This window comes from Alteribacillus sp. HJP-4, assembly GCF_042139015.1.
In the GTDB taxonomy this organism is placed as follows: Bacteria; Bacillota; Bacilli; order Bacillales; family Marinococcaceae; genus JBHIKY01.
Genome location: NZ_JBHIKY010000039.1, coordinates 1 through 25,021, shown reverse-complemented (window position 1 = coordinate 25,021; position 25,021 = coordinate 1). Strand labels below are relative to the sequence as shown.

Sequence of the window (25,021 nt, the reverse complement as noted above, 5' to 3'; positions counted from 1 at the left end):
ACAACACAGGTAGAAAATGATCAAACTTTTTTATAAAAATCAAACTTAAATCCGCTGAAAAAGAATCCATTTTGATCAATCTTTTTTCAAAATGGATTCTTTTTATTTATCGTAAAATATGGGTTTGTGAGGTATTTTTTATCAAACTTTATTTCAAAGCTACATTAAGAATTGTTAAATTAAATATCTAAGGGGGATAGTTCTATGCGAAAAACGAAAATACTTCCTTGGACTGAAGAGTGGGAAAAATCATATAAGCAAGAAGAGAAAATATTAAAAGAAATATTTAAAGGTGAATTGGTTGATATTTTTCATATTGGAAGTACGTCTGTACCAGCAATAGGTTACGCAAAACCAATAATAGATATTTTGATTGTTGTTAAAAATATTGAAAAAGTTGATTTATACAATGAAGAATTACGAAAATTTGGGTATAAACCTAAAGGTGAGAATGGAATTTCAGGAAGAAGGTACTTTCCGAAGGGGAACGAAAATAGAACTCATCATGTACATATATTTCAAGTTGGTAATGAAAATATAAAAACACATTTGGATTTTAAAGAATATTTAATTAAATATCCAGAGGACGCTAAAAGGTATGGGGATTTAAAAATAAAATTAGCAAAACAGTTTTCCGAAGATCATTATAAGTATCAAGCTGAAAAACAAGAATTTGTTAATGAATTAGTTAAAAAGGCAAAAAAATGCGCTTTAAAAAGAACTTCTGATTAACGTAACGGGTGCTTTTGTTCAATAAGGCTTTGCAATGATCTTCAACAATCGGGCGCTTTAATGGTATAAGAAAAACCAATAGTTCAATATAATCGTTATATTTGCATTGAAAACTGACCTGAAGACAATAAAGCCGCTGAGTAATTTCGCTCAACAGCTTTATTGGATAAAATTTATAAGTTATTTACAGGCTCATTGTTCTTTTTCAGTTTATTAATCTTTCGGTCCGTAGCATTGAAGGCAACTAAACCAATGCATATAGAAGAGATTGCGATGATGGGTGTTTTGTAGGCATTTGGATCGGTGAATTGCAATATACCAAAGGTTATCGCTCCTATACCATGTGCCACTAACCAAACGATAAGAAAATATTTAAGGTAGAGCCATTTGTTCATGTTCATTCATCTCTCTTATTGAGAATGAGATGACAGAGCTTAAACCTTTTTTGGCTGATGATCTCCAAGTCTTTCGCTTGCACATTGATCTATTTTTTCTGCATCTTCTTTCGTTGCTCTTCCTTGAAATTCTACTGCGATGGTTATATTTTTATCGGCGCGGAGGATTAAGCAGAAAGGACAAAGCTAATTACCGGGTTTTTATCATTGCTGCTGAGGACTCTGACCAGATTAGGAATCATTTTGTTGGTATTCAGTTCTTTTACCATGTGGATGAAAAGAAAGTCAAAAGGGACATTTGGTGCGCCTGCAAAAATTCAAACCCATAAAATTAGGTGGGGAGTTGTAGGGATTATATTGACGCTTGGTATCCTTATGCCTCTAGTCGGAGTATCTATGTTACTTATTCTAATAATTAATTATTTCATTGTATCGTGGAGAATGACTTCCTCAAGGTCTAAAAATTTAAAATGAAAAGAAAAGAGAAGGGGACAGCAGCCTCTTCTCTTTTCTTTGTTCACTTATTTTCTTTTCCTATTTCCGGAAGCACAGTTTTTGCTACTTTTTCGTCTAACCAAGCTCAATGGCTTTATCCATTCCTTCAGATGACAAGTTGGTGCGGCTTCTTTGATCGTGTGGATTTTTTGCATCATTTCTTCAGGTTCAATCAGCTTTTTCCCGTTCAAGTGACCACATTTCTTCGGTAACAGCTGGTCTTCGATCTCACGGCGGCCACAACCGATTCGACCATTTCCTTTGCCGCCCTGGCTACGTTAATGACTCCGCCATAGCCTGTATCTGGAAGGAAAATAAATTTTAAAAAGTCATAACTTTTATTACAAACAATTTAAAAAACAGGATTATTACTTTAATTTGTTAACAAGCAGCGAAAGCTAAATGTGTCCCTCGAATAAAGATAAGTAAAAGTTGAATATTATAAAAGTTTACTTGTGAGCGATTCAGTGAAAAATCGTAAAAACAAAAGTTGTTATCTGAGAGAGAAAAGGTGATCCTTGAATAATTATTAGAGGAGGGATATACTCACCCTTCACGCCCTCCCGCTCATAAACTAACATACTCATGTAAGTTTACATGAGCGGGGTGGGATAGTTATTAAAAAGTGTTCAATTTCTATCGAGCAGAATGTGTTAACTCTAGATTAGCAGTTACATTTTGGCATTGCTTGGTAAATTCGGTAAGAAAGATGGCAAGGATAGTAAGATTCAGTGGTTGTTGATTGAATTATTAGTGGTATATAGTAAGGTACGTGAAATTATTATCTAGAGAGCATTTATATGTCATAGTTACTATCTAATCTTTTGATTTTTCAGTCCGCAACGCTATTACCTATTTTTATTGATAATATGTAGTGCAGAAGGTATATTCAGTTAAACGATAGAATTCTTAATTAAAGTATTTTTTGCAGTGAGAGAGGTGAAGCGAATGTTTGAACAAATTAATCAATTGAAGGAAAGTCTAGATGCTAATCGACCGCTACCCAAGTATACAGTCAGAAGCTTACGTGAAAAATTATTACTCGAATGGACATATAATACGAATGCAATCGAAGGAAACACGTTAACAATCAACGAAACGAAGGTGGTTTTAGAAGGAATTACTGTTGGTGGCAAAACACTTCGTGAACACTTAGAGGTTCTTAATCATCGGGATGCCATTGCATATGTAGAGGAGATTGTACAAAAGGGGGAACCATTATCGGAGTGGCAAATTAAAAATTTACATCGACTTGTACTAAAAGGCATTGATGATGAATATGCAGGCGTATATCGAGACCAGCAAGTTTTTATTTCCGGTGCTAAACATATACCTCCAGCACCTTTCCTCATTAAAGAAAAGATAGAGCAACTAATGATATGGTATGAAAAAGCAGAAACGAAAAAGTTGCATCCAGTAGCGCGTGGAGCCATGTTACATGCTATTTTTGTTGGAATTCACCCATTTATTGATGGAAACGGTCGGACATCACGGTTGTTATTAAATTTAGAACTCATGAAAGACGGCTTTCCCCCAATTGTTATTAAAGTGGAAAATCGTATCGATTATTATGAAGCATTAGATAAAGCACATACACAAAAAGAATATGATGATTTTATTAAGTTAGTCACAATTGAAGTAGAAGATTCTTTAAACCTGTATTTAAGTGCAATAAATAAAAACGTCTAGTAAAAATGTACAGTAATGAGAAAATGATCAGGTAAACGATTAGTAAAAAAGGGAATAACCCTACATTTTAATTGTCTGTGATCACTATTCAAGCCAAAGTGAATGTGGAACGCAGTTAGCACCAGGGAGAGACGGTTTAACAAAAAAATGCCGTTGGCTTTGAATATGTTAATACCTCACCACTCATTACCCCGATAATAAATTCTTCTTATGAAGTCTTATTTAGACTCTTAAGGAGTTTTTAATTATCCTTTTTCTTTGATTGAAATATTAGTAACTGCATAAAGTAAGGTACGTGAAATTATAATTTAAAAAGATTTAACAGGTGATTTTGATGAGGGATTTAGTGATAAGAACTCAAATGACGTTTGTTAAAGACCTTTTTTTACTCGGACTTAATTGATTAAACTTATGAGAATAGGATGTTGAAGAACATCTACATAAACTGACTGCCACTACCTACATTTTTAGAATGCCATAAACAATGTAAACCGCGTCTAAAGGCGATGTCTTCTAAACATTCGATCTCACCGAACATTGCATTTGAAAGTTTACCTGAATAAATATTAGAAAGAATAAACAAATAATACCCTACTAGCTGATTGTCAGAAAAGCTTTCGTATGGGGAATCATTATTTTCCATTTAAAAACTCCTTTGGGGATATAGAACAATTATACCATATATAGGTAAATATTTATAGTTCGATATATCTAATACGTTTAAAAGCTATTAAGTTTCTCTAGAATTATCCGTTATTTATTTCTATTAATTTGCTTCTTTTGTATATCGGTTACATATTCAGCTTCCTATTCCACCTCAAAGGTGCTTTTAGGCTTTTGTATAATAGAACTTTCAACTTTGCTTTTAAACAATGTAGATTATTTAGAGAGCATTTACATAACTTGGTATCAAAATAAAAAGAGTTTTTTGTTTATTGTTACATAAAAATATTCAGTTTATATATTAAAAGAAACGTTTTAGTTTTATAATTATGAGAAGAATTTTCCTTCAATCTCCATTTGGAAATGTTCCTCGTGGTCACACATCTTGTAATTGAAAAGAGAAGACCTGATCTATTTTTATTTTTTTAAAGACTGGTATGATGATTCTTATAGGGGTAGGACGACTAGTGAGGGGAGCGTACTTTTTACGGTTATTTTCCTGTTCCTTGAATTCTTTGGACTGTCATAAATTCTACCTCCCTCTTTAAATTAACGTTTTCTTAGAATTGCTTCGTTTTTCGCCCATTTCCTTTCGATCAATAGAAGCGCATGGTGGTAGTCGAATCCTTTATATGAAAATAAAGGGTGTATTTGGAATTTGAGGGTGACACCAACCAGACATCCATGGACATTTTCCATTAAATGGGTGTTAATCGTATGATCGCACCTTGGATCTCCACGTGACACATGGCGGTGGACCCTCCCACGTCTCTCGGCGTCTATACGCGCAAATTCCTTCGTTCGACCTGACCATGGTGGATGCCGGAAATGCTCCTTAGGTGGGTCTATGCCCTCATGGAATAATTAACGACAGGCTTCTCCGTGCTTCGATTGTTCAAAACAAGTTCAACGGTTCAACTCTGTCTTCTCAGGCTGCTTCCTGTAAGGTTGAAATGACGGGGATATCCCGAATCATACGCGCTTCACTGAAGGCACACTCCCGTGTTCCCAGGACATAAAAGATTTTCACAAGCTTGCGACTCAAGGCGACAAACGACTGCTTTCCAGTCAAGGGGTTCGTCGATCAATGACGGTAGTGTTCATGGAGTTTCCGGAACGCTTCATTGTGAAAGGAGAGAGGTCTGGCGACCTGGAACAGTAAGCTCCGCAGCCGCTTTCCCGGTCCAACCCTTGAACACCTGAAGGAATTCAGGGAAGTAACGGTCCAGGGCATTCTGCATCTGCGCTTTGATGGAAGAGAGATCCTCCTGCATCATGTCATGGATCTTCATGCCTTCGCGCAGTTCCGCATACACATCCTCGGGCAGGGTCGGTTCGTGGAACCGTCCGTCCCTGACGATTTGAGCGATGACTTTCGCATCTTTCGTATCGTTTTTCGTCGGGGAATCGTCGTCCATTTCTTTGAACCGTTTCACCTCCATCGGATTGACGACCACGGTGTGAATGCCGCGGGCTTTCAGGTGGTAAGCCAGGTTCAGCCAGTAGTGGCCGGTAGGCTCCATGCCGATCACGATATCCGGGCGACTATGTTCTGCAGAAAGCTCTTTCGCCCAGGAAAGAAGTTCCGAAAATCCGACCATCGTGTTAACGAAGACTAACCGTTTGGCGAGATCCTGCCCCCGTTCATCCACGACGCGGGCAACATGCTTATGTTTAGCCACGTCGACACCGATGATCAACGTTCGTTCATTCATTTGCGCTAAGCGCTGGTTTTGTGTAAAATCCATGGTGAAGTCCTCCTTCGGTACTTAATTCGAGGTCATGCATGACACTCTCTATCGTACCAAGGGGGCTTTTTTTGTGCATTTTTCGTCTTCGCTCATTTCCCATCCCATTTCTTCCTTACAGGAATGCTCCTTATTTGTAAGGGTTATTGATTTTTCGGAGGACCTTAGTTCCCCGTTACGTGGGTAGGAGGCATTGGATGAGAGTAATTATTAAGACGAAAGATACAAAGGAATACTTCAGCGGATATTTTGATCCGGTAACAAGCAAGGATTTAAAATCTCTTGCTTTATGGTTTTTCAACTGGTTGGAGGAGTACGATAACCCCAACCGCCAGGTGTATAAACTGACAATAGCGGGGAATGATGTAATACAGGCTGCCATTTCATTTGAATACAGGGATGGGTATGTGCTGGTAGAAAATCTTGAATCCGCCAATTGGGGGAAAGAAAGCAAAAGTGGAATTAATGTAGCTCCTACGATGCTTGCCGCTGTCAACTAAGCGTACAAGCCGGGCATGAGGGATTTGTATTAATTACCTCCAAGCACAATAAAAAACTTATGGATTATTACGCTAAATTAGGAGCTCAACAAATTGGCAGCACCAGCCGTATGGCCATCAATGAAGTTGCATTCACAGAAGCTTATTGACGTATATTTACATAAAGGAGGAGGTAGTATTCATGGCGAAAAATGATACGAATTCCAAACGAGAATTCACCGTTGGAGAGCTTGCTCATATTATTGACACGGAACACAACGGCATTTATGCCTATCCTCACAAATCGGAAGAAGAACGAAAAGAAAGCGATCGATTAATGCAAGATTTCATAAAAAAGAGCAAAGCCAAACGTAAATATGCGAAAAAATAACAAGTCCTCTGGCAAAGAGGGCTTTTTTTATGCTGAATAACCTATTTAACACCATCGGGGATGGAAAAACCAAGAAATGGTTTAGTAAGGTACGTGAAATTTTTGTCGTATCCTTTGGATTCCACATTGAATCTCCTTTCTTCATTGTTAACGCTTCCAAAATGCTTTTTATAAAAAGGAAACATGTTATTACCTAGTTTAAAATAGGTGTGATTATCTCTACATTATTTTCTCTCAATCTTGTTGATAGCTCTATACTTGAAGGATTATCTGTGATTAATACATCAATATCTTTAGGGAATGCAAATACAGCACTAGATGACTTCCCAATTTTTGAAGAGTCTACAATAGCGACGATTTTATTTGATCTCTTCACCAACTCTTTCTTCAAAGCAACCTCATAAAGATTAAAGTCTGTTAATCCATTTTCAACGGAGAAACCATTCCCTGAAGTAAACATGATATCGATATTTACATGCTCTAAAATAGACAACCCTAAAGTACCCTCGATGGAGGAAGACCGATTAGTTAAAACTCCGCCAATTAATATAACAGTGATATCAGGATTCTCCTTAAGTTCGAGAGCAGTAAGGACACCACTTGTAACAACGGTGAGACGTATAGGTTGATGTTTTAGATGACGAGCTAATTCTAGAGCAGTGGAACTAGCATCCAATAAAATACACTGTTTCTCTTCAATTAATTCAAAAGCGGTTTCAGCGATTATTGTTTTTTCTTCCTTATTTTTCTTTTCTCTTGCAGAAAAGCTTGTTTCATGATCGGAGTCATTGTTAAGTATTGCCCCTCCATGAGTTCTTGTTAGCAGACCTTCTTCTTCCATCTTATTTAGATCTGTACGCAGTGTTGCTTCAGATACCCCTATATGTGCAGCTAGCTCTTTTACAGTAACTCGTTTCTTTTCGTCTAATAGCTGCAATATTTTGTTTCTTCGTTCACTTACAAACATTTTCATGAGCTAAACATCCTTATTTTTAATAGTACCCTAATGATATTTCATTTGTGTTTTTTTATCAATGTTAAAGATTTTTTATTTTTTGATTTCGTTTATTTACATAAATATATATAATTGAAAACATTCAATAATTAAATTGACAAAACAAAAATTAATGATAAACTAAGTGAAAATGGTTGTAACCGGTTACAAAAACATCCATTCTGCAGATGATTTTTAGATTTATAGTATGAATCTATTAAAAAGGAGAGAAGTAATATGTCAGAAGTTCTATCTAAACATCAAAATCACTCACAAGTGATCCCTGAAACAATGAAAGGTGTAGTAGCTTATGGTCCAAAAGATTATCGCTATGAGGAAGTAGAGACACCAACGTTAGAAAATGATAAAGAAATCATTGTAAAAGTAGAAGCTTGTGGAATCTGTGCTGGGGATATTAAAGCATATGATGGGGCTCCAAGCTTTTGGGGAGATGAAACTCAACCAGCTTATATTAAGGCTCCAATGATTCCTGGACATGAATTCGTTGCCCGGATCGTACAAAAAGGAGAAGCAGTTGAAGGTTTTGAAGTGGGAGATCGTGTAATTTCTGAACAGATTGTTCCTTGCTGGGAGTGCAGGTTCTGTAACAGAGGACAATATTGGATGTGTGAAAAGCATGATCTTTATGGCTTTCAAAAGAACGTGAATGGCGGAATGGCGGAATATATGAAATTCACAAAAGAAGCAATCAACTATAAGATTCCAGAAAATCTTCCTATTGAACAAGCTATTTTAATAGAACCTTATGCATGCAGTCTTCATGCTGTGCAAAGAGCCAAAATTGAACTTGGGGATGTAGTTGTCTTATCAGGTGCTGGTACGTTAGGACTTGGTATGGTAGGAGCCGTTAAGAAATCAGGTGCTGGAAAATTAGTAGTCTTGGATTTGAAAGAGGATCGATTGGAATTAGCTAAACAGTTTGGAGCGGATTTAGTACTTAACCCTAGCGAAGTAGACGTTGTACAAGAAATTAAAGATATGACAGACGGTTATGGTTGTGATATTTATATTGAAGCCACAGGACATCCGAAGTCAGTAGAGCAAGGACTACATGCAATTCGAAAACTAGGTACATTCGTAGAATTTAGTGTATTTGGTGAACCTGTCTCTGTTGATTGGAGTATCATTAGCGATAGAAAAGAGCTTGATTTACTGGGTTCTCATTTAGGTCCTTACTGCTATCCTTTAGTGATTGAAGGAATTTCTAATGGTGATTTTCCGACAGATAATGTAGTTACTCATCAACTGAATCTTAAAGATTTTAAAGAAGGTTTTGAGATGATGAAGAAAGGCGATCATTCGTTGAAGGTAATCTTGAAACCATACCAAATTTAAAAGGATGGGGGACATGGAATGAATGATTTAACTCAGAAGGACTCTTTTCTAAATAGGATCGGTATTCCTCCTCACTTAGCTTGGGGATATTTCGGTGTACTTATCTTTATGATGGGAGATGGCTTAGAACTAGCTTGGATTAGCCCATATTTAGTTGAAGAAGGTTTGACTGTTAAACAAGCAGCGACTTTAACAACTTCATATGGAGTTACCATTGCTATAGCAGCCTGGTTTTCAGGAGTCTTGACTGAAGCTATTGGTCCAAGGAGAACCATGCTTATGGGAGTAGCCTTGTATATAGTAGGCCATATTCTTTTTGTTGGGCTGGCAATTCCAACACTTAATTATGGGTTAATGATTCCTACTTATGCCCTTCGCGGATTTGGGTATCCGTTGTTTGCTTATTCTTTTCTCGTCTGGATTACTTACCGTACTCCTCAGTATCAGCTGGGCAAAGCGGTTGGGTGGTTCTGGTTTGTATTTACAGGAGGTTTGAGTGTCCTTGGTGCTTATTATTCTAGTTTCTCTATAGAAGCTTTTGGATATATACCAACACTGTGGACAGCCATTATTTGGGTGCTGATCGGAGCATTTTTTGCCATTGTGGTCAATAAAGATAAATTTGAAATTTTAGAGCAGAAGTCAAGTGATACATCAAAATTAAAAGAGTTAATCAATGGGATCACCATTGTGAAGAGAGAACCAAAGGTTGGGATTGCCGGTATTGTCCGGATTATCAACCAGGCTTCTCAATATGCGTTTCCTTTGTTTCTTCCTATTTATTTAGCTGAACAAGGAGTCAGCACAACAGTATGGCTTAATATTTGGGGAACCATCTTTATTTCCAATATTGCGTTTAATCTGATTTTTGGATTTGTTGGAGATAAATTTGGATGGAGAAACACCGTTACATGGTTTGGAGCAGTAGGTTGTGGAGTCTTTACACTTATGTTGTTCTATGTACCTCAAGCCTTTACAGGAAGTGTCTTCGTAGTTGGTTTGATCGGTATTCTATGGGGAGCGTGTTTAGCAGGATTCGTACCTCTATCTGCATTAACCCCTACCTTAGTTGGGGATGGCGACAAAGGCGCGGCTATGTCGATCTTGAATCTAGGAGCTGGACTATGCGTATTCGTAGGACCTGCAATAGTAGCGCTGTTCTATGATTTAGTAGATACCCAAGGTATGATGTGGATCTTGGCTGGCCTCTACTTCGGAGCTGCAATTCTAACAAGATTCCTTAAAGTTCCTAATGAACTATTAGAAAAAGAAGGTAATACAGTGAAGGATGGAAAACAATCGGCGATTTAAACTTAGGAAGCAGATAGCTTCTTAAGGAAGTTATCTGCTCCTGCTATATTTATAGTAAGCGAGAAAGGAAAAAAATATTGCAGTAAAGGAGTGCTGTTTAATGAAGAAACTTATTAATGATCCAAAAAATGTTGTGGAAGAAATGGTAGAGGGATACGTAAGTGCTCATCCTAAATACATAAAACAATTACCTGATAATGACAGGGCATTAGTTACTGCACGTGAAACGAAACAAGGAAAAGTCGGCATATTGATTGGAGGAGGATCTGGGCATGAGCCTGGTTTTTTAGGATATGTAGGTGAAGGTATGGCAGACGGAGTAGCGGTAGGTAATATTTTTGCTTCCCCATCACCCGACCCTATCCTAGAAGTAACCAAGGCAATCGATAAAGGAGCGGGTGTCGCTTACTTGTATGGGAACTATGCCGGTGATGTGATGAATTTCGGAATGGCAGCAGAAATGGCTGATTTGGAAGAAGATATTGAAGTAGGGATGGCACTAGCTTCTGATGATGTAGCCTCTGCTCCAAAAGAAGAAAAAGAAAAGCGACGCGGAATCGCAGGAGAATTCTTTATTTATAAATCAGCGGGTGCAGCAGCAGATTTTGGGTATAACTTGGAGGGAGTCATACGAGTTGCTAAAAAGGCAAATGAAAACACACGCTCAATGGGCGTTGGTGTAAGTCCATGCTATCTTCCGCAAACAGGTGAGCCTAGCTTTGAAATTGGTGAAGATGAAATGGAGATTGGGCTTGGGCATCATGGTGAACCTGGTATTGAGAAAGGAAAAATCGAATCAGCAGATGCGATTGCTGACAGACTGGTCAGTGACATCCTAAAAGATATTGAAATCACAAGTGGAGAAGAGGTTGTAGTTTTAGTTAATGGTTTAGGCTCAACACCAAAAATGGATTTATATATCATTTATCGAAGAGTCGAACAGATACTAAATGAAAAAGGGATTAAAATCTATAAATCCTATGTTGGTGATTATATTACTTCCCTTGAGATGGGCGGTTGTTCAGTAACGTTAATGAAATTAGATGATGAACTAACAGAAATGATTGATCATCCTGTAGATTGTCCACTGTTTGTTCAAAAATAAAGGAGGGTTATAAAATGGAATTGACATCATATGACTTAAAGAATTTTTTTAAAACAGTTGCAGACTTGATGGAAGAGGAAAAAGATTATTTGTGTGAATTAGACCGAAAAATAGGAGATGGAGATCACGGCGTGACAATGTCAATTGGCTGGCAGGCTGTTAACGAAATTTTGGATGCAGATTTAAAAGATGAAGAAGATTGCGGAAAGATCAGCGTATCTGTAGGCAAAACATTTTTGAGTGCAGTGGGCTCGTCTGTAGGTCCATTATATGCGACAGGTCTGATGAGAGGTGCCAAATCAGGCAAAAAGAAAAACGTTATGAGTGAAATGGATCTAGTACAGTACTGGATTGCTTTTGCGAGAGGGGTTAAAGAAAGAGGTCAAGCCGAAGTAGGAGATAAGACTATGGTGGATACTCTTGAACCTTTTGCGAACACACTCGAAGCGAAGTATGAGCAGACTCACGATTTTTTTGAAGCATTTGAACATGCTGTAAACGATGCCGAAAAAGGTATGAAATCGACCAGAGATATTATCTCTAAAAAGGGTCGTTCTAGCCGCTTAGGTGACCGTTCGGCTGGAGCGCAGGATCCCGGTGCGACTTCTGCCTTTATGATATTGTCAGCTTTTCAGAAGTTCGCACAAAAAAGGTCTGCTCAGGTTAGTTAGCTGATAATAGGGAGAAGTAATAGAGTTAATTTATCATAAACGAGAATTAGGATCATGTCACTTGTTTCTGATTCTTTTTTTTACAAAAATATAAAAATGAAAATAAATAACGACAATAAACGAAAATAAAAGAAAAATAATAATTGATAAATGAAAACATATGTAATAATATGAAAGTATAAAGATTAAAGGTTTTATTGAGAAGGGAGATAGATTGATGAGGATCGGTATCGGAAGTGATCATAATGGATTTGAGCTAAAAGAAGAGATTAAAGCATTTATTGAAAAGACTTTTGCCCATGAGCTGGTGGATTACGGCTGTCATTCGTGTGATTCAGTCGATTATCCTGACGTCGCATTTGATGTATCAGAGGCTATAAATGAAGATAAATTAGACCGGGGTATATTGATTTGTGGAACAGGAATTGGAGTGGCTATTGCGGCTAATAAATACCCGGGGATCCGAGCAGCATTAGCACATGATACGTATTCTGCAGAAAGAGCTCAATTGAGCAATAATGCTCAAGTGATTACGATGGGATCACAAATTATAGGTCCAGAGGCCGCGAAAAAAGTGGTGGAAGCTTATCTCGCTTCTGTCTGGGCAGAAGGCTCTAAGCGAAAAGTAGATAAAATCATGAAGAAGGAAAAAGAGTTCTTTGGCGGAGGATTAGGCATTACGGCAGCCGGTACTCAGTGCCGTTAAAACCGAGGGGGTATGCTTAGATGCAACCATTATTGTTGGATTTCTTAAAAGTGACTGAATCTGCAGCTATTGCCGCAATGCCATGGGTGGGTAGCGGGAAGAAGATGGAAGCAGATGACGCTGCAACAAATGCTATGCGCAAGGAGCTTAACGCCATACGGATGAGAGGCAGGATCGTTATTGGCGAGGGGGAAATTGACGAAGCGCCTATGCTATACATTGGGGAGAACTTAGGATGCGGTCAAGGTCCTGAAGTAGACATTGCTGTAGATCCAATTGAAGGAACGACTCCTACCGTAAATGGACAAAGCAATGCGATTACAGTCATTGCGGCAGCTCCAAAAGGAAAGCTGCTGCATGCACCTGATATGTATATGAAGAAACTTGCAGTAGGTCCAAGGGCTAAAGGTGAAATTGATATTGATGCTCCACTTCAGGAAAACCTTAGAGCTGTAGCGAGAGCAAATGGCAAAAGCGTAAAAGAGCTTAACGTACTCATCCAAAATCGCCCCCGTCATCAGGAGTACATTGACATTATCAGGAGTGAGGGAGCTAAAGTTCACTTATTCAACGATGGAGATATTATTTATGCTATAGCCACCTGTATCGAGAGTTTAGATATTGATATGTTCCTTGGTATTGGGGGAGCACCAGAAGGAGTATTAGCTGCAACTGCATTGAAATGTCTAAATGGCGAGATGCAGGCAAAATTAAAGCCTCGTAAAGATGAAGAAGTCCACCGCTGTATTGAAATGGGGATTCAGAATCCGGAACGCTCATTAAATCATCACGACCTCGTGAAATCAGATGATTGCATCTTTGCGGCAACCGGAATTACAGATAACCTTTTTTTAAATGGAGTAAGGTTTAATAATGGCAGCCATTTGACTCACTCTGTTCTGATAAACGGGAGAGAAAATCAGTTACGTTATGTAGAAAGTCAGTATCCAGTAGCAGAGATGGTTTAACATTCAGAATTACAAGAGGTGAATCACATGCAGCAAACAAGTGTATCAACTGCTCAGCTTTCCATAAATACAATAAGAACCCTTACGATCGATGCGGTAGAAAAAGCAAACTCGGGTCACCCGGGAATGCCGATGGGGGCCGCGCCAATGGCTTATACCTTATGGACAGAATTTATGAATCATAACCCGGAAAATTCAGAATGGTTTAATCGTGACCGGTTTGTATTATCAGCGGGACATGGCTCCATGCTTTTATACAGCCTACTTCATCTGTCAGGGTATAACGTAACCATTGACGATCTTAAAAGCTTTCGTCAGTGGGAATCAAAAACCCCGGGACACCCAGAGTTTGGTCACACACATGGAGTAGAGGCTACGACTGGCCCATTAGGTCAGGGAGTTTCTATGGCAGCTGGGATGGCGATGGCTGAAGCACATCTTGCCGCTAAATATAATCGAGAAGGTTATCCTCTTGTCAATCACTATACTTATGCGATATGTGGTGATGGCGACCTTATGGAGGGTGTCTCTCAGGAATCTGCTTCACTGGCGGGTCATCTTGGTCTTGGGAAGCTTATTGTTCTGTACGATTCTAACGGTATATCGCTCGATGGAGATTTGGATCGTTCCTTCAGTGAAAGTGTAGAAAAACGCTATGAAGCTTATGGATGGCAGGTCATTCGGGTGGAAGACGGGACCGATACAGACAGCATCTCGAAAGCTATCATACAAGCCAGAAAAAATACAGAGCAGCCGACCATGATTGAAGTGAAGACAGTTATCGGGTATGGATCGCCAAATAAGTCTGGCAAGGCAGACTCGCACGGTGCTCCTCTTGGTGAAGAGGAAGCTGTCGCTGCTAAAGAACACTATAAATGGGAATATGATGAACCATTCCATGTTCCTAAAGAGGTGTATCAAGATTTTAAGGACAAAGTCTTGAAGAATGGAAGGACACAAGAACAAGCCTGGAACGAGTTGTATCAACGATATAATGAAGCTTATCCTGAACTTTCAAGTGAGTTAGAAACAGCGATGAATGGACTCCTGCCGGATGGATGGGAAAAAGAACTTCCGAAATACCAACCTGGTAAAGATGAGGCAGCAACGCGTGCCGCTTCAGGGGAAGTGATCAATGCATTATCTCAGAAAATCCCTTACTTATTCGGAGGTAGTGCGGACCTTGCTGGTTCAATCAAAACGGCTGTCAAAGGGGAGGATGATTTCTCCCGTGAAAACTATGCCGGCCGGAACATCTGGTTTGGGGTCCGTGAATTTGCGATGGCTGCAGCGATGAACGGAATGGCTCTCCATGGCGGCTTGAAAACCTATGCAGGTACATTCTTTGTATTTAGTGATTACTTACGGCCTGCTTTACGCCTTTCTGCCCTTATGAATCTTCCAGTCAATTATGTATTCACGCATGATTCAGTTGCAGTAGGTGAAGATGGTCCCACCCATGAGCCAGTAGAACAGCTCGCTTCTCTTCGCGCCATGCCTAATCTCTCTGTTATTCGGCCGGCAGATGGTAACGAAACAAGTGCGGCTTGGAGGAATGCACTGGAATCCCACACAAAACCTCATGCGCTTATCTTAACTCGTCAAGGGCTCCCAACTTTAGAAGGTACTGCTGAGAAGGCTTATGATGGAGTGAAACATGGAGCTTATATTCTTAAGGATTCAGATAAAAAAACGCCGGATGGGATTCTGCTGGCTTCAGGTTCTGAGGTTCAGCTTGCGATTCGTGCGCAAGAAGAGTTAAAAGTATCGAAAGGCTGCGATCTACGTGTCGTAAGTATTCCATCCTTCGATAGATTTGAAGCTCAAGTGGCCGGCTATAAAGAAAAAGTGTTACCTTCAAACGTAAGGAAACGACTTGCTATTGAAATGGGTGCCTCTTTTGGCTGGGAACGGTATGTTGGACTTGATGGAGATGTGATTGGTATTGATAAATTTGGTGCCTCAGCTCCAGGGGAAACTGTTATGAAGGAATATGGATTCAGCTTCGAAACCATCGTAAAACGTGCTGAGAAATTTTTTGAGTAAGGCAAAAAGGCCCCTTGATGGCCTTTTTTGCGTATGAAAGAACTCGTTGCATAGACTGAAGGAACTGCCTGATTAGAAGTATAAAAGGATTCATAGAGCAGATGTGAAACGCAACCCAAAGATGATTCGTAGATATAGAAATAGAAAGAAAGGAGCTGCTCTATGAATCTCCTCATTGCTGTACTTGCAATTGCTGCCCCAGCTCTCTTCCTCATAAGCTGGAGCAAGTCAGGGTTCAACTGGGGATCTACGGAAAAGGGGGGTTAAAATGATCTTTGAGGAAATTGATATAAAGAAACATCGAGATACAGTAGTTCAATTTCGGAAAGATTCATTTTATGTAAGTTTTGGGGATGCTATGGAGTTCGGTGAAGAAGAGGAATATTTAAGTTGGTTAGATGAAAAAATCAGAGATTTTCCGGAAGGTTTTGTTTTAGCCAAAGAAGATGGTAATTATATCGGACAACTTGAATTAACTATTCGTGAATATGAAGGCAATAAAATTGGGTATGTAAACTTGTATTATTTAACACCCGAAATGCGTGGCCAGGGTAAAGGAAAAGCTTTACACCATTATGCAAAGCAATTCTTTAAAAACAATGAAGTTAGTGAGTATCATCTAAGAGTTTCTCCATCAAATAACAACGCGATCAAGTTTTATCGTACAATCGGAATGGATGAAGTCGGTACAGAAGTTGATGGAAAAGTAATTAGGATGAAAGGTTATTTATAAGATTTCATATTGTGCTAGGGGATGCGTTAGTTTAGGATAAATTTCAAGATATCTCGAATTCAAGTCTTATTGAAACGGGGCTATTACTCAATAAGAGTGGTGGTCTTTTCTGTTAAATCACCATTAAAAAGCATTACTTATGTTTTAAAAATTAGTAACTGAATATGCAATGAAATAATAGAAGGATGTGGGAAGATTATTATTCGTGAGGCTAAACTAGAAGACATCCCTAAATTAGCAACTCTTAAGCTGAGAATGTTTCAAGATGCTGATAAAGAAAATTTACTTAGAGAAAATTTTCTTGAAGAGGTCGAAATGAAATATATCGATTTATATAAAAGAAAAAAAGCTACTCACTTTGTAATAGAACATAATAATGAGATTATTGCTTGTGCAGGTGCTTTTATTAAGGAAGATTTACCGTATTGCTTTTATAAACAATCTGAGTATGGGTTTATTGGTGACGTTTATGTTAGCAATAATTTCAGAAGAAAAGGTTACGCTCAAGCTCTAACCCACAAAACTATAGAATGGTTATCAACTAAAAAGATTCAAACAGTTAGGTTGCTGGCTAGCGAAGATGCTAAAGAACTATACAAGTCCTTTGGATTTGAAAAAACTGACCAAATGATATTAAACCTTGAATAAAAAACTACTTATAGACGTGGAAAATATAATTATCTTGAATTCGAATCTTAAGCTAACTGGGGCTTTAGCTTAATAAGTCAAATCAAAAAATCGGTTCCTAAACTTAATAAAGGAGCCGATTTTTCTTTGCTCCATTTTGCTTAACGTTGTAAATATGCATTTTCCTGACGCTCTCCCAACTGGGGGTTTCTTCAAGAAACACGAACCGCCTTAAGGCGAAGTTATGAAGAAATCATATTTAGTCAAAAACTGTTCTTGTCCCTCATTGGTACGTTTAATGAAAGAGGTGATCGCGGTTATGAACGAGCCTTATAATTATGGCTTTTTTGCTAAAGAAGTGGCTTTTAAACTTGATATAAAAGTTTCGGCTCATCTTTAAACTTAATCCCTTCAGCTAATATTTTAAATTGCTGTGGAATGTCCTCTCTCCAGTCTATAAAAACTCCAAAGGTTTCTTCGTATGTCATCAAATCCCTCTTTCTTCATGTATTTCTTCAAGTAAAAATATTTTAGCGTAATTATCAATTTGTATTAATTAATAGCAACACACTCTTCATTACTTCGTATGTAAGCTTGAACTTCATGTACAGACAGACCTAACCTCTTTGCTTCTTTCATGAGCTCGATCCACTCTGGATCTAATGACGAAAGTTGTATTTCAATCCTAGTACGCACAGACTTCTCTCCCTGTTTGGAAAAATATAGTTAATAATAGCATAGGGAAACAATCATAATTTGTTGCTTTTTGTAATCGATTAAAAATATATATGAAACGGTTATTTTACACTTGTTATGTGCTACCAGAAGGTAAAAGCACTAGTACTAGCGAATACTAGTAATAGTAAAAGTACTGCACTAGGAAAGTGCTAGTAAAAGATGTTATTTCTAAAATTGCTAGTAAAGAGCTATCAATCAAGCAGCTAGCAGAAAAGTATGGTAAGAGTGATCGGACAGTGCAAAGCAAAATCAAAGATTTAGGCTAAAATTGAGGTGAACGAATATGATAAAACGAAAGAATCTGGTACTCTCTTTAGTACTTATTGGTACAGTCGCCTTACTAATTACTAGTTTGCAACCATCAAGTGAAGCTAACGCTGCCAAGGGCAACCTAAATATGAAGAAGCTCGATGTAGATGAATTTTTTGAGGGCCAAGACGGAACGTTCCTATTACGTGATATTAAAAAAGACAAAATATTTATTCATAATAATGAACGAGCCAATCAACGATTTGCACCGCAATCGACGTTTAAAGTGCCTAATGCACTTATTGGGTTACAAATAGGAGCAGTAGAAGATGAATACGACATTAAATATTGGGATGGTGTGGAGAGAGAAATCGAGGTCTGGAACCAAGATCACACGCTAGGGTCTGGTATGAGGCACTCTGTCGTGTGGTATTATCAAGCTATGGCCCGTGACATTGGAGAAAATAAAATGGAGGAATGGGTTAAAAACATGTCTTATGGCAACCAAGATATTAGTGGGGGCATTGATCAATTTTGGTTAAGCAACTCACTGGAAATTTCCCCACTCGAACAAGTGAATTTTATGGAAACATTATATAAAGAGAACCTGCCTTTTGATAAGGATGTAATGAAAACCGTTAAACGGATGATGACCCAGGCAGAAGGGGATGACTATACCCTTTACGGAAAAACAGGACAAGGGTCGGGCATAGGCTGGTATGTCGGTTTTATAGAAACGGACAATCGGGCGTATAGTTTTGTTACGAATATTGCTGGAACAAGTACAGACGCTAAAAACATTTCATTGGACATTTTAGAGAAATATCATTTAATGGCAGGTAAGGCTTGGAAGTAAATGATAGACAAGAGAACAGAAGCACGATTATGGGACAAAAGACGTTTGAAAACCACTTTATTGATCTTGTGTGCGATCTTTAGATTAGAATCAAAAGAAAATAACTACCTTTTGAAACAACCGTATTTTTCAATGGAGGAATGCGGCTTCGAGGCATGGAGAGCAAATATCTTTATTGTCATTGTTCATTTCGATAGTTCTACTGTGGGATTTCAAAATAAGGAAATTTCCGAGTGGATATGAGTAATCATATGAAGGGGGGGCTACTGCCCCCCCTCTTGGTTATTTTAAAATCTTTGTATATTTTAACGCTCCGATCAATGACTCAAAATCTTCGTTTACTTGATTAATAACTTCCTCTTCTTTCCCTTTGGCTGAAAGGCTTGGGTCAATTTCTAATACGTGCCCTCCTTTAAATGTGATTTCCATTCTTTTTGGAGGGGTATTATCGTCAAACCTATACTTCTCAAAATGTTCCTTTATTGAAATGATTTCGTCTGTAAACCACGTTTCTTTTGTCACATTCTGATTTGGGCCAACACTTAGAACCGTTAGGGTGCAATCATTTCTGTTCACGATGAAAAGTTTATTCTCTTTAGGAGAAAGAACTTCTAAAGGTCTGAAGTTGTCTGATTCGAAAACCTCTTCTGTGAACTCTAACACTGCCGCAGCACGTAAATTCTGTTCGAGCGAAGTGTTACTTAATCTTTCGTTAATGGCAATTCTCATTAAATTAAAACCCTCCTAGAAAATGTGATTACAGTCCCGCGCATTCCCTTTATATGGAATTAAAAACCTATATGTTGGAAATGAATAGATATAACTATCACATTAGGGTACTAAAGATAGAGAGTCGATTTTTCTCGACAACATTTATCTCTAACCAAAGTTTTATTCCAATGTGGGACTGCTTTTTATAACTTTTACCATTTCCAAAATTTCCAACCCTACTTTTTGTGTAGCTGTGCCTCTCTCATTTCTTCAAGTTCTTTCAGTACCTTAGTTAGCTTTTCATCCATTTTATTCAATTCTTCATCCTTTTCATTCGTAGCTGCTGTTTCTTGTGGCGCTGTTAAAAATTTTTCTACCTTCTGGCTTATTCCATCCAGCAAGCGACGATCACGAGCTTCTAAGCGTTCATCCATTTTCTTAAAAAGCATTTGAGCTTCTTGTTCTCCATCTTTTTTTCCTTTTTGATAGGCACGTTCCACAGCTTCATGAATAAGGTCTTGTACATCTTCTTTAGAAAGCGTACTATGATCGGGTTTTTTAGCGTCTTTTCAGCGTTTTCTCTGTCTCTATACAGCTTGGCTACGGCTTTTATCGCGTCGTGTCTACTTCTCTTTTTTTCGATTAGTTTTTTTAACTCAAAGAACATGCTAATATCTCGATCATAATAAATGCGTTGATCTTTATCATTCCGTTGAAATTCATAGCCTTCTTCTTCTAATGCTAACGCCCATTGTCTTAAGGTACTTGACTTATAGCTAAACCGGTCAACATACCTGACAACTCTCATACGTTAACTTGGTTAGTTCTTGACGAGAAAGGAAATAAGCGTGCAGATGTGATTTTCACAGTGAGCACGGGGCAACGCCATTTCTCTATACAAAACGGAAATCGCATAGAAGTTGATGGTATGCTTTATTACTCAGCAAAAGTGAGTGCAGATCAAAAGATTTTTCTCAAAGATACATTTCCTATTATCTGGTCCACTTGATTTTCTTACCTTCTCCTCGCAAACCCTTAACATAATCTGACTATTGAGTTTTCTATTGAAGTACTGTTATATATTAAGGAAGGGAGATGAACCAAATGTTCAGAAAGTTTATGTCTATCTTGGCTCTATCCGTAGTTTTTTTGTTGTATCGATAAGTTTTGCTTCTGCAGCAAAAGCAGAAGCTTTCGGACCTTATCGATTCACGACTGATGATGGTCGATGGGATGGTAAATTATATGCGCATAGTGGGAAAACTGTCTATGTCAAGATCGACAACTGGAGTTATTCAAGAGTTTCTGCTCGTTTGTGTAGTTCACAAAGTGGCAATTGTACGTCCTTTAAAACACCAACCTGGCCTTATGGTTCCGTTACTTTTACGAATATGGCTTCAGGTACGTATTACGGGGATGTTATCAGTCGCGACAGTCCATATGCCACAGGAGAAATTACCTTTACAGTACTACACTAAAGGTTGATTATGTTCACCGAAATGATCAAACTTTTTTATAAAATATTATACTTAGTTAGAAAAATTAACTCCACTTTGATCAATCTTTGTTCAAAATGGAGTTTTTTTCGTTTGCTGATAAATTAAGGTTTATGACTTCATTGTAATTAAACTTTATTAAAATGTACAAATCAGCCGTTCACAGCTGCATCACAGGATATATTCCTTATAAACATTATTCAATCGAATCATCGAATACTACTCTGTCATATCTTGACCTGTATTTCCATAGTAATTGGGGATCACAAATAGTTTTTAGCGTAGCACATTCTTCTCCAAATGAATGGTGGTTATCAATATTAAACATTTCAAGAAACTGTTCAAACTTAAAGCTTTCTACTTCTATGTTAATAACTCGTTGACCATAGGCTTCTAAATATCTGAAAGCCACTGGAAAGAAAACCATACCCATAGATTCAGATTCTTCTTCATTGATCTTAGAGTTTAAAGGGAAATCAACGTCTAGGAATTTCAATAAAGATCGATAAGACCATATAATACTATCTGCAATATCAGGGGGGAGCCCAATATAAGATGACCACGAGGAATCTGAAAACTCACGAAAACCATATCCATTTTCTAATTCTGAAGTAACTTGATAGTAGTTAACTAAATCCCCTTTAAGAAGATAAATAAAAGACTTAATATATTGAACACAAATAGTACGACCTTTAGCAGAATGGCTTTTTCCTTTACAAAACTCCTTCTCATATTGGTTAACGTAGTAAATGAGTTCTTTTAATATACCATTCTGTAACGTCTTCTCCCTCATTTGAAGAATGTTCTTTAATAGTAAGTTGAATAATTTTAAATAAGATTCCTCCATTTGAGGCGTTTTATCAATTAGTTTAATTAGAGTATGATACAATTCCTTATTAAAGTTTTCTTCCATAAATCCTTTGACATCTTCACTAAAAACCTTTTCTTGAAAATCTAAGGTAGACAACAACCCTTTGAGTGCCTTCCCATCAATTAACTCTATATTTTTCCCCTCTGCAAATGATTTTGCCTTAGGTGTAAATGAACTAGAAGATACAATAATCCCTTTTAAACTTTTTGTACCTTGAACTACTCCATAAAGATCTCGCACAGGAGGCTCTCCAACGTTGGCCTTCCAATTCTTACACTGGATTACGTATTCCCCACGAAAGATAACACCATCATACTTAGCCAGTATATCTATTCCTCCATCCCCTGTTTTCCATTATCCGATTCACCCTTATATTACAAAGGTATAAGAAGATCTTCTAGCCTCTGCTCTCTCCTAGCAACAAGAATGAGGCTGTTTATTTTTTACGGTGGGTAAACTCAACCGTATCTTAATCAAAATTGCTGACGTAAATCTGTTTTAAATCATAGGCTCCTACAAAAAATTGAATGGAATGAATGGACTTTTCTATGATGAATGGGGAAGAATTTGAACAGTTTATTTCCAACGTATTTAAGAAACTGGGTTTTCGTACTCAAGTTATGGGATCGAGGATTTAAGTAAATTCGCTCAGATTCATACAGCCGAAGAGGCCCAGCTTTTTGTAAAACATTTGCGTACTTTCTGACCGTCGAAACTTTCACATTTAATAAGGTAGCAACGTCCTGAGCAGAATAGATTAACTGCTTGTTTGTATCATCTGACATATCATAATCCCCCTATGTTTCATGATGTTGTTTAAAACGCCAGTGATGCTATTCAACAATCGGGCCAGGATTGTTGAATAATATAAAGATTTCTTGGGAATGGATTTGTGTTCTAATACTCTGTTGACAGAGATGGATTACTGATTTATTGTTGTATGTACAAACAAAGGGGTGATTTCTTATGGTTAACAAATCTATTCAACAACTTCTTGAGGGCTGTATATTTTTTACGGTGGGTAAACTCAACCGTATCTTAATCAAAATTGCTGATGAGGAATTTCGTTTTACAGGTTTGTCACCCACTTATGGATTTTTACTCATGGCTGTTAATGAACAAGGAGAAATATCTCAGAAGGAGCTAGGGGAAATTTTGCATTTGACTCCTTCTACCGTGACACGGTTTATTGAAAAATTAAAGATGAAGCATCTTGTTACCAGCAAATCGGATGGCCGCACATCACTAATCACCCCTACAGATAAAGGTTTACAACTACAAAAAGAACTAGAGTCTGCCTGGGGGAATGTTCATCAACGTTATGCGGAAATTCTTGGCGAGGAAGAGGAGGATCGATTGGCCGTATTAATACACGAAATCGGAGAAAAGCTAGAGAAGCAGCAGTAATCTCGAATTTTACTCTTCAATTAATTTGGTTGTACAAACAAAATAAGGATTATTCCCTTACAAATGCGTCGCAACTATATGGTCACGGCGCTTATATTAAAGCTTAGAACGCGTTATAGTTATAGTTTGATTGAGACATTAATTAACATTAGGAGGGCTTTTCATGTCATATGTAGTAATTACGGGAGCAAGTTCCGGAATTGGTTATGCATCTGCTTTCGCCTTTGCCAAAAGAGATAAGAACCTCATTCTTGTTGCTAGGAGAGAGCAGAGGCTAGAAGATTTAAAATCAGCTATATCTGAAATAAACCCTTCAATTGATGCGGTTATTCTTACTGCAGATTTATCCAAACGTGAACAAGTTCATGACTTATATGAACGTACAAAAGGGTATGAGTTGGAAGCTTGGATTAACAATGCAGGATTTGGGGATTTTGCCCCCATTGCCGAACAAGACCTGTCGAAAGTTGAAAATATGCTGCTTTTAAATAATGTTGCACCAACCATTTTATCGTCTTTATTTGTAAGAGATTATTCGTCTAAAGAAGGAACCCAATTGATTAACGTTTCCTCAGACGGAGGATACACTGTTGTGGACAACTTTGTCACCTATTGTGCTACAAAGTTCTTCGTAAGCTCCTTTACAGAAGGACTGGCTCATGAACTACGATCTAAAGGAGAGCCTATGAAGGCAAAAGTGTTGGCTCCAGCTGTAACTGAAACTGAATTTGGCTATAATGCAATGGGGATCGAGGATTTAAGTAAATTCGCTCAGACTCATACAGCCGAAGAGGTGGCTCAATTTATGCTTGACCTATACGATAGCGATAAAGTCGTGGGGCTAGTAGATGAGACTAATCAATTTCATTTAAAAGATCCGATTCACCCTTATATTACAAAGGTATAAGAAGATACTCGGATTTTAATATACCCAAATAGTTTTTGAATGACCACAGTCAGTTAAGTCTTACAGATTACGACCGGGGCCATTCGTATTTACGAGGTCAATCAGAATCTATTTCTGATTGACCTCATTCTACAAAGCGGGGCTTTTGCATTTAACTTTTAATAAATCAGGGAAACGTTTGTCCTGTCCTTTAAAAATAAGGTCGTAACTTAAAAACAAAATCGTTTATCCTGAAGGCAGTTTCCCGTATTCACCAAACGGGCGCAATTGTGGAATAATCAATCCCCCATTATTTTAAACGACTTTATTGTAACATCTATGGGCTGTTATTCAGCAATTGCACCAAAATATAATAACTTTATTCTTACACCGTCCATATTTTCGGATGGTGTAATGCGTATTTTCAGCTTCAAAAGTAAACAACTTTATTATCATTATACTTTAAGAGAAAAGGGGTATTAGTTTAAACATAGATTGCAGGAAATTAAAGTGAGAGATTGTGCATGTTGTATGTAGAACTAGAAACTAACCTTTTTCCGTAATCGGACGCTGTCACCGTCAAGTCTTTTTGAACATATACTGCTCATTAATTTTGAACACTTTTCGCTTGAAACAAAGTTTCTCGATGTTTAATGCGGTGGCTGTTGCCATTTAAATGAATAACCTCCGAACGATGG

General features: G+C 37.9%; 23 protein-coding genes and 3 pseudogenes. 16 read left to right on the top strand and 10 right to left on the bottom strand.

Going from position 1 to position 25,021, the window contains the following annotated elements; all coding sequences use genetic code 11:
• Positions 1 to 204 precede the first annotated feature (204 nt).
• Positions 205 to 732: a GrpB family protein gene (locus ACE4RR_RS20570; protein ID WP_375537312.1), complete on the top strand. Its 528-nt coding sequence runs from the start codon at positions 205 to 207 to the stop codon at positions 730 to 732.
• Between the two features lie 173 nt (positions 733 to 905).
• On the opposite strand, the gene ACE4RR_RS20565 is transcribed toward ACE4RR_RS20570, so the two are convergent.
• Both ACE4RR_RS20565 and ACE4RR_RS20560 read right to left on the bottom strand, forming a co-directional pair.
• Entirely contained in the window at positions 906 to 1,127 is a 222-nt protein-coding gene (locus ACE4RR_RS20565) for a hypothetical protein (protein WP_375537311.1), read from the bottom strand.
• A 602-nt stretch (positions 1,128 to 1,729) separates the two neighbouring features.
• Positions 1,730 to 1,926: pseudogene (locus ACE4RR_RS20560) on the bottom strand (methylisocitrate lyase); the annotation flags it as partial.
• Positions 1,927 to 2,570: 644 nt separating this feature from the next.
• Between ACE4RR_RS20560 and ACE4RR_RS20555 the strand changes: the two are divergent.
• Positions 2,571 to 3,311 (top strand): Fic family protein, encoded by a 741-nt coding sequence (locus ACE4RR_RS20555; RefSeq protein WP_375537310.1) that lies wholly within the window; start codon positions 2,571 to 2,573, stop codon positions 3,309 to 3,311.
• A 436-nt stretch (positions 3,312 to 3,747) separates the two neighbouring features.
• Here the strand turns inward: ACE4RR_RS20555 and ACE4RR_RS20550 are convergent, their stop codons facing one another.
• Positions 3,748 to 3,954, bottom strand: coding sequence for a hypothetical protein (locus tag ACE4RR_RS20550; RefSeq protein WP_375537309.1), 207 nt, complete (start codon positions 3,952 to 3,954; stop codon positions 3,748 to 3,750).
• A 948-nt stretch (positions 3,955 to 4,902) separates the two neighbouring features.
• A pseudogene (locus tag ACE4RR_RS20545) lies at positions 4,903 to 5,722 on the bottom strand (IS110 family transposase).
• A gap of 197 nt (positions 5,723 to 5,919) precedes the next feature.
• Between ACE4RR_RS20545 and ACE4RR_RS20540 the strand changes: the two are divergent.
• Together ACE4RR_RS20540 and ACE4RR_RS20535 are read left to right on the top strand one after the other, a co-directional pair.
• Complete coding sequence (locus ACE4RR_RS20540) at positions 5,920 to 6,222, top strand: hypothetical protein (protein WP_375537307.1); 303 nt, start codon at positions 5,920 to 5,922, stop codon at positions 6,220 to 6,222.
• Positions 6,223 to 6,403: 181 nt separating this feature from the next.
• Positions 6,404 to 6,592, top strand: coding sequence for a hypothetical protein (locus ACE4RR_RS20535; protein WP_375536789.1), 189 nt, complete (start codon positions 6,404 to 6,406; stop codon positions 6,590 to 6,592).
• A gap of 193 nt (positions 6,593 to 6,785) precedes the next feature.
• Here ACE4RR_RS20535 and ACE4RR_RS20530 read toward each other — a convergent pair whose 3' ends face one another.
• A complete protein-coding gene (locus tag ACE4RR_RS20530) occupies positions 6,786 to 7,565 on the bottom strand; it encodes a DeoR/GlpR family DNA-binding transcription regulator (RefSeq protein WP_375537306.1) in 780 nt (259 codons plus the stop codon).
• A gap of 258 nt (positions 7,566 to 7,823) precedes the next feature.
• Here ACE4RR_RS20530 and ACE4RR_RS20525 point away from each other — a divergent pair, with 258 nt between their 5' ends.
• From ACE4RR_RS20525 to ACE4RR_RS20485, 9 genes are all read left to right on the top strand, one after another.
• The gene (locus tag ACE4RR_RS20525; RefSeq protein WP_375537305.1) at positions 7,824 to 8,942 is read left to right on the top strand and encodes an MDR/zinc-dependent alcohol dehydrogenase-like family protein; all 1,119 of its coding nucleotides are present in this window, start codon (positions 7,824 to 7,826) and stop codon (positions 8,940 to 8,942) included.
• A gap of 18 nt (positions 8,943 to 8,960) precedes the next feature.
• Positions 8,961 to 10,253 (top strand): MFS transporter, encoded by a 1,293-nt coding sequence (locus tag ACE4RR_RS20520; protein ID WP_375537304.1) that lies wholly within the window; start codon positions 8,961 to 8,963, stop codon positions 10,251 to 10,253.
• Positions 10,254 to 10,353: 100 nt separating this feature from the next.
• Entirely contained in the window at positions 10,354 to 11,358 is a 1,005-nt protein-coding gene (locus ACE4RR_RS20515; protein ID WP_375537303.1) for a dihydroxyacetone kinase subunit DhaK, read from the top strand.
• A gap of 14 nt (positions 11,359 to 11,372) precedes the next feature.
• Positions 11,373 to 12,029: a dihydroxyacetone kinase subunit DhaL gene (dhaL, locus tag ACE4RR_RS20510; protein ID WP_375537302.1), complete on the top strand. Its 657-nt coding sequence runs from the start codon at positions 11,373 to 11,375 to the stop codon at positions 12,027 to 12,029.
• Between the two features lie 217 nt (positions 12,030 to 12,246).
• Positions 12,247 to 12,735, top strand: a complete 489-nt coding sequence (gene rpiB, locus ACE4RR_RS20505; protein ID WP_375537301.1) for a ribose 5-phosphate isomerase B — start codon at positions 12,247 to 12,249, stop codon at positions 12,733 to 12,735.
• 20 nt (positions 12,736 to 12,755) lie between these two features.
• Positions 12,756 to 13,703, top strand: coding sequence for a class II fructose-bisphosphatase (glpX, locus tag ACE4RR_RS20500; protein ID WP_375537300.1), 948 nt, complete (start codon positions 12,756 to 12,758; stop codon positions 13,701 to 13,703).
• Between the two features lie 27 nt (positions 13,704 to 13,730).
• Positions 13,731 to 15,749 carry a transketolase gene (gene tkt, locus ACE4RR_RS20495; protein ID WP_375537299.1) on the top strand — a complete coding sequence of 673 codons (2,019 nt, stop codon included), beginning with the start codon at positions 13,731 to 13,733 and terminating at the stop codon, positions 15,747 to 15,749.
• A 268-nt stretch (positions 15,750 to 16,017) separates the two neighbouring features.
• Positions 16,018 to 16,482, top strand: coding sequence for a GNAT family N-acetyltransferase (locus tag ACE4RR_RS20490; RefSeq protein ID WP_375537298.1), 465 nt, complete (start codon positions 16,018 to 16,020; stop codon positions 16,480 to 16,482).
• Between the two features lie 162 nt (positions 16,483 to 16,644).
• Entirely contained in the window at positions 16,645 to 17,130 is a 486-nt protein-coding gene (locus tag ACE4RR_RS20485; protein WP_375537313.1) for a GNAT family N-acetyltransferase, read from the top strand.
• 344 nt (positions 17,131 to 17,474) lie between these two features.
• Here ACE4RR_RS20485 and ACE4RR_RS20480 read toward each other — a convergent pair whose 3' ends face one another.
• The gene (locus ACE4RR_RS20480) at positions 17,475 to 17,597 is read right to left on the bottom strand and encodes a hypothetical protein (RefSeq protein ID WP_375537297.1); all 123 of its coding nucleotides are present in this window, start codon (positions 17,595 to 17,597) and stop codon (positions 17,475 to 17,477) included.
• Between the two features lie 64 nt (positions 17,598 to 17,661).
• Positions 17,662 to 17,805: an anti-repressor SinI family protein gene (locus tag ACE4RR_RS20475; RefSeq protein ID WP_375537296.1), complete on the bottom strand. Its 144-nt coding sequence runs from the start codon at positions 17,803 to 17,805 to the stop codon at positions 17,662 to 17,664.
• A gap of 325 nt (positions 17,806 to 18,130) precedes the next feature.
• Between ACE4RR_RS20475 and blaOXA the strand changes: the two genes are divergently transcribed.
• Entirely contained in the window at positions 18,131 to 18,952 is an 822-nt protein-coding gene (blaOXA, locus tag ACE4RR_RS20470) for a class D beta-lactamase (RefSeq protein WP_375537295.1), read from the top strand.
• 282 nt (positions 18,953 to 19,234) lie between these two features.
• On the opposite strand, the gene ACE4RR_RS20465 is transcribed toward blaOXA, so the two are convergent.
• From ACE4RR_RS20465 to ACE4RR_RS20455, 3 genes and pseudogenes are all read right to left on the bottom strand, one after another.
• A complete protein-coding gene (locus tag ACE4RR_RS20465; RefSeq protein ID WP_375537294.1) occupies positions 19,235 to 19,681 on the bottom strand; it encodes a hypothetical protein in 447 nt (148 codons plus the stop codon).
• Positions 19,682 to 19,899: 218 nt separating this feature from the next.
• Positions 19,900 to 20,163 (bottom strand): hypothetical protein, encoded by a 264-nt coding sequence (locus ACE4RR_RS20460; RefSeq protein WP_375537293.1) that lies wholly within the window; start codon positions 20,161 to 20,163, stop codon positions 19,900 to 19,902.
• 1,192 nt (positions 20,164 to 21,355) lie between these two features.
• A pseudogene (locus tag ACE4RR_RS20455) lies at positions 21,356 to 22,369 on the bottom strand (restriction endonuclease); the annotation flags it as partial.
• Between the two features lie 627 nt (positions 22,370 to 22,996).
• On the opposite strand from ACE4RR_RS20455, the gene ACE4RR_RS20450 reads away from it, so the two are divergent.
• Both ACE4RR_RS20450 and ACE4RR_RS20445 read left to right on the top strand, forming a co-directional pair.
• Positions 22,997 to 23,437 carry a MarR family winged helix-turn-helix transcriptional regulator gene (locus ACE4RR_RS20450; protein WP_375537292.1) on the top strand — a complete coding sequence of 147 codons (441 nt, stop codon included), beginning with the start codon at positions 22,997 to 22,999 and terminating at the stop codon, positions 23,435 to 23,437.
• A 163-nt stretch (positions 23,438 to 23,600) separates the two neighbouring features.
• Positions 23,601 to 24,344 (top strand): SDR family NAD(P)-dependent oxidoreductase, encoded by a 744-nt coding sequence (locus ACE4RR_RS20445; protein ID WP_375537291.1) that lies wholly within the window; start codon positions 23,601 to 23,603, stop codon positions 24,342 to 24,344.
• Positions 24,345 to 25,021: the final 677 nt, after the last annotated feature.

Bases quoted from the DNA above. Each gene is read 5' to 3' on its own strand.
- ACE4RR_RS20530 (WP_375537306.1), bottom strand. From the start codon at position 7,565: ATGAAAATGTTTGTAAGTGAACGAAGAAACAAAATATTGCAGCTATTA.
- dhaL (WP_375537302.1), top strand. From the start codon at position 11,373: ATGGAATTGACATCATATGACTTAAAGAATTTTTTTAAAACAGTTGCA.
- glpX (WP_375537300.1), top strand. From the start codon at position 12,756: ATGCAACCATTATTGTTGGATTTCTTAAAAGTGACTGAATCTGCAGCT.
- ACE4RR_RS20515 (WP_375537303.1), top strand. From the start codon at position 10,354: ATGAAGAAACTTATTAATGATCCAAAAAATGTTGTGGAAGAAATGGTA.
- ACE4RR_RS20540 (WP_375537307.1), top strand. From the start codon at position 5,920: ATGAGAGTAATTATTAAGACGAAAGATACAAAGGAATACTTCAGCGGA.
- ACE4RR_RS20490 (WP_375537298.1), top strand. From the start codon at position 16,018: ATGATCTTTGAGGAAATTGATATAAAGAAACATCGAGATACAGTAGTT.
- tkt (WP_375537299.1), top strand. From the start codon at position 13,731: ATGCAGCAAACAAGTGTATCAACTGCTCAGCTTTCCATAAATACAATA.
- blaOXA (WP_375537295.1), top strand. From the start codon at position 18,131: ATGATAAAACGAAAGAATCTGGTACTCTCTTTAGTACTTATTGGTACA.
- rpiB (WP_375537301.1), top strand. From the start codon at position 12,247: ATGAGGATCGGTATCGGAAGTGATCATAATGGATTTGAGCTAAAAGAA.
- ACE4RR_RS20565 (WP_375537311.1), bottom strand. From the start codon at position 1,127: ATGAACAAATGGCTCTACCTTAAATATTTTCTTATCGTTTGGTTAGTG.
- ACE4RR_RS20555 (WP_375537310.1), top strand. From the start codon at position 2,571: ATGTTTGAACAAATTAATCAATTGAAGGAAAGTCTAGATGCTAATCGA.
- ACE4RR_RS20465 (WP_375537294.1), bottom strand. From the start codon at position 19,681: ATGAGAATTGCCATTAACGAAAGATTAAGTAACACTTCGCTCGAACAG.
- ACE4RR_RS20480 (WP_375537297.1), bottom strand. From the start codon at position 17,597: ATGACATACGAAGAAACCTTTGGAGTTTTTATAGACTGGAGAGAGGAC.
- ACE4RR_RS20535 (WP_375536789.1), top strand. From the start codon at position 6,404: ATGGCGAAAAATGATACGAATTCCAAACGAGAATTCACCGTTGGAGAG.
- ACE4RR_RS20445 (WP_375537291.1), top strand. From the start codon at position 23,601: ATGTCATATGTAGTAATTACGGGAGCAAGTTCCGGAATTGGTTATGCA.
- ACE4RR_RS20520 (WP_375537304.1), top strand. From the start codon at position 8,961: ATGAATGATTTAACTCAGAAGGACTCTTTTCTAAATAGGATCGGTATT.
- ACE4RR_RS20450 (WP_375537292.1), top strand. From the start codon at position 22,997: ATGGTTAACAAATCTATTCAACAACTTCTTGAGGGCTGTATATTTTTT.
- ACE4RR_RS20570 (WP_375537312.1), top strand. From the start codon at position 205: ATGCGAAAAACGAAAATACTTCCTTGGACTGAAGAGTGGGAAAAATCA.
- ACE4RR_RS20525 (WP_375537305.1), top strand. From the start codon at position 7,824: ATGTCAGAAGTTCTATCTAAACATCAAAATCACTCACAAGTGATCCCT.
- ACE4RR_RS20550 (WP_375537309.1), bottom strand. From the start codon at position 3,954: ATGGAAAATAATGATTCCCCATACGAAAGCTTTTCTGACAATCAGCTA.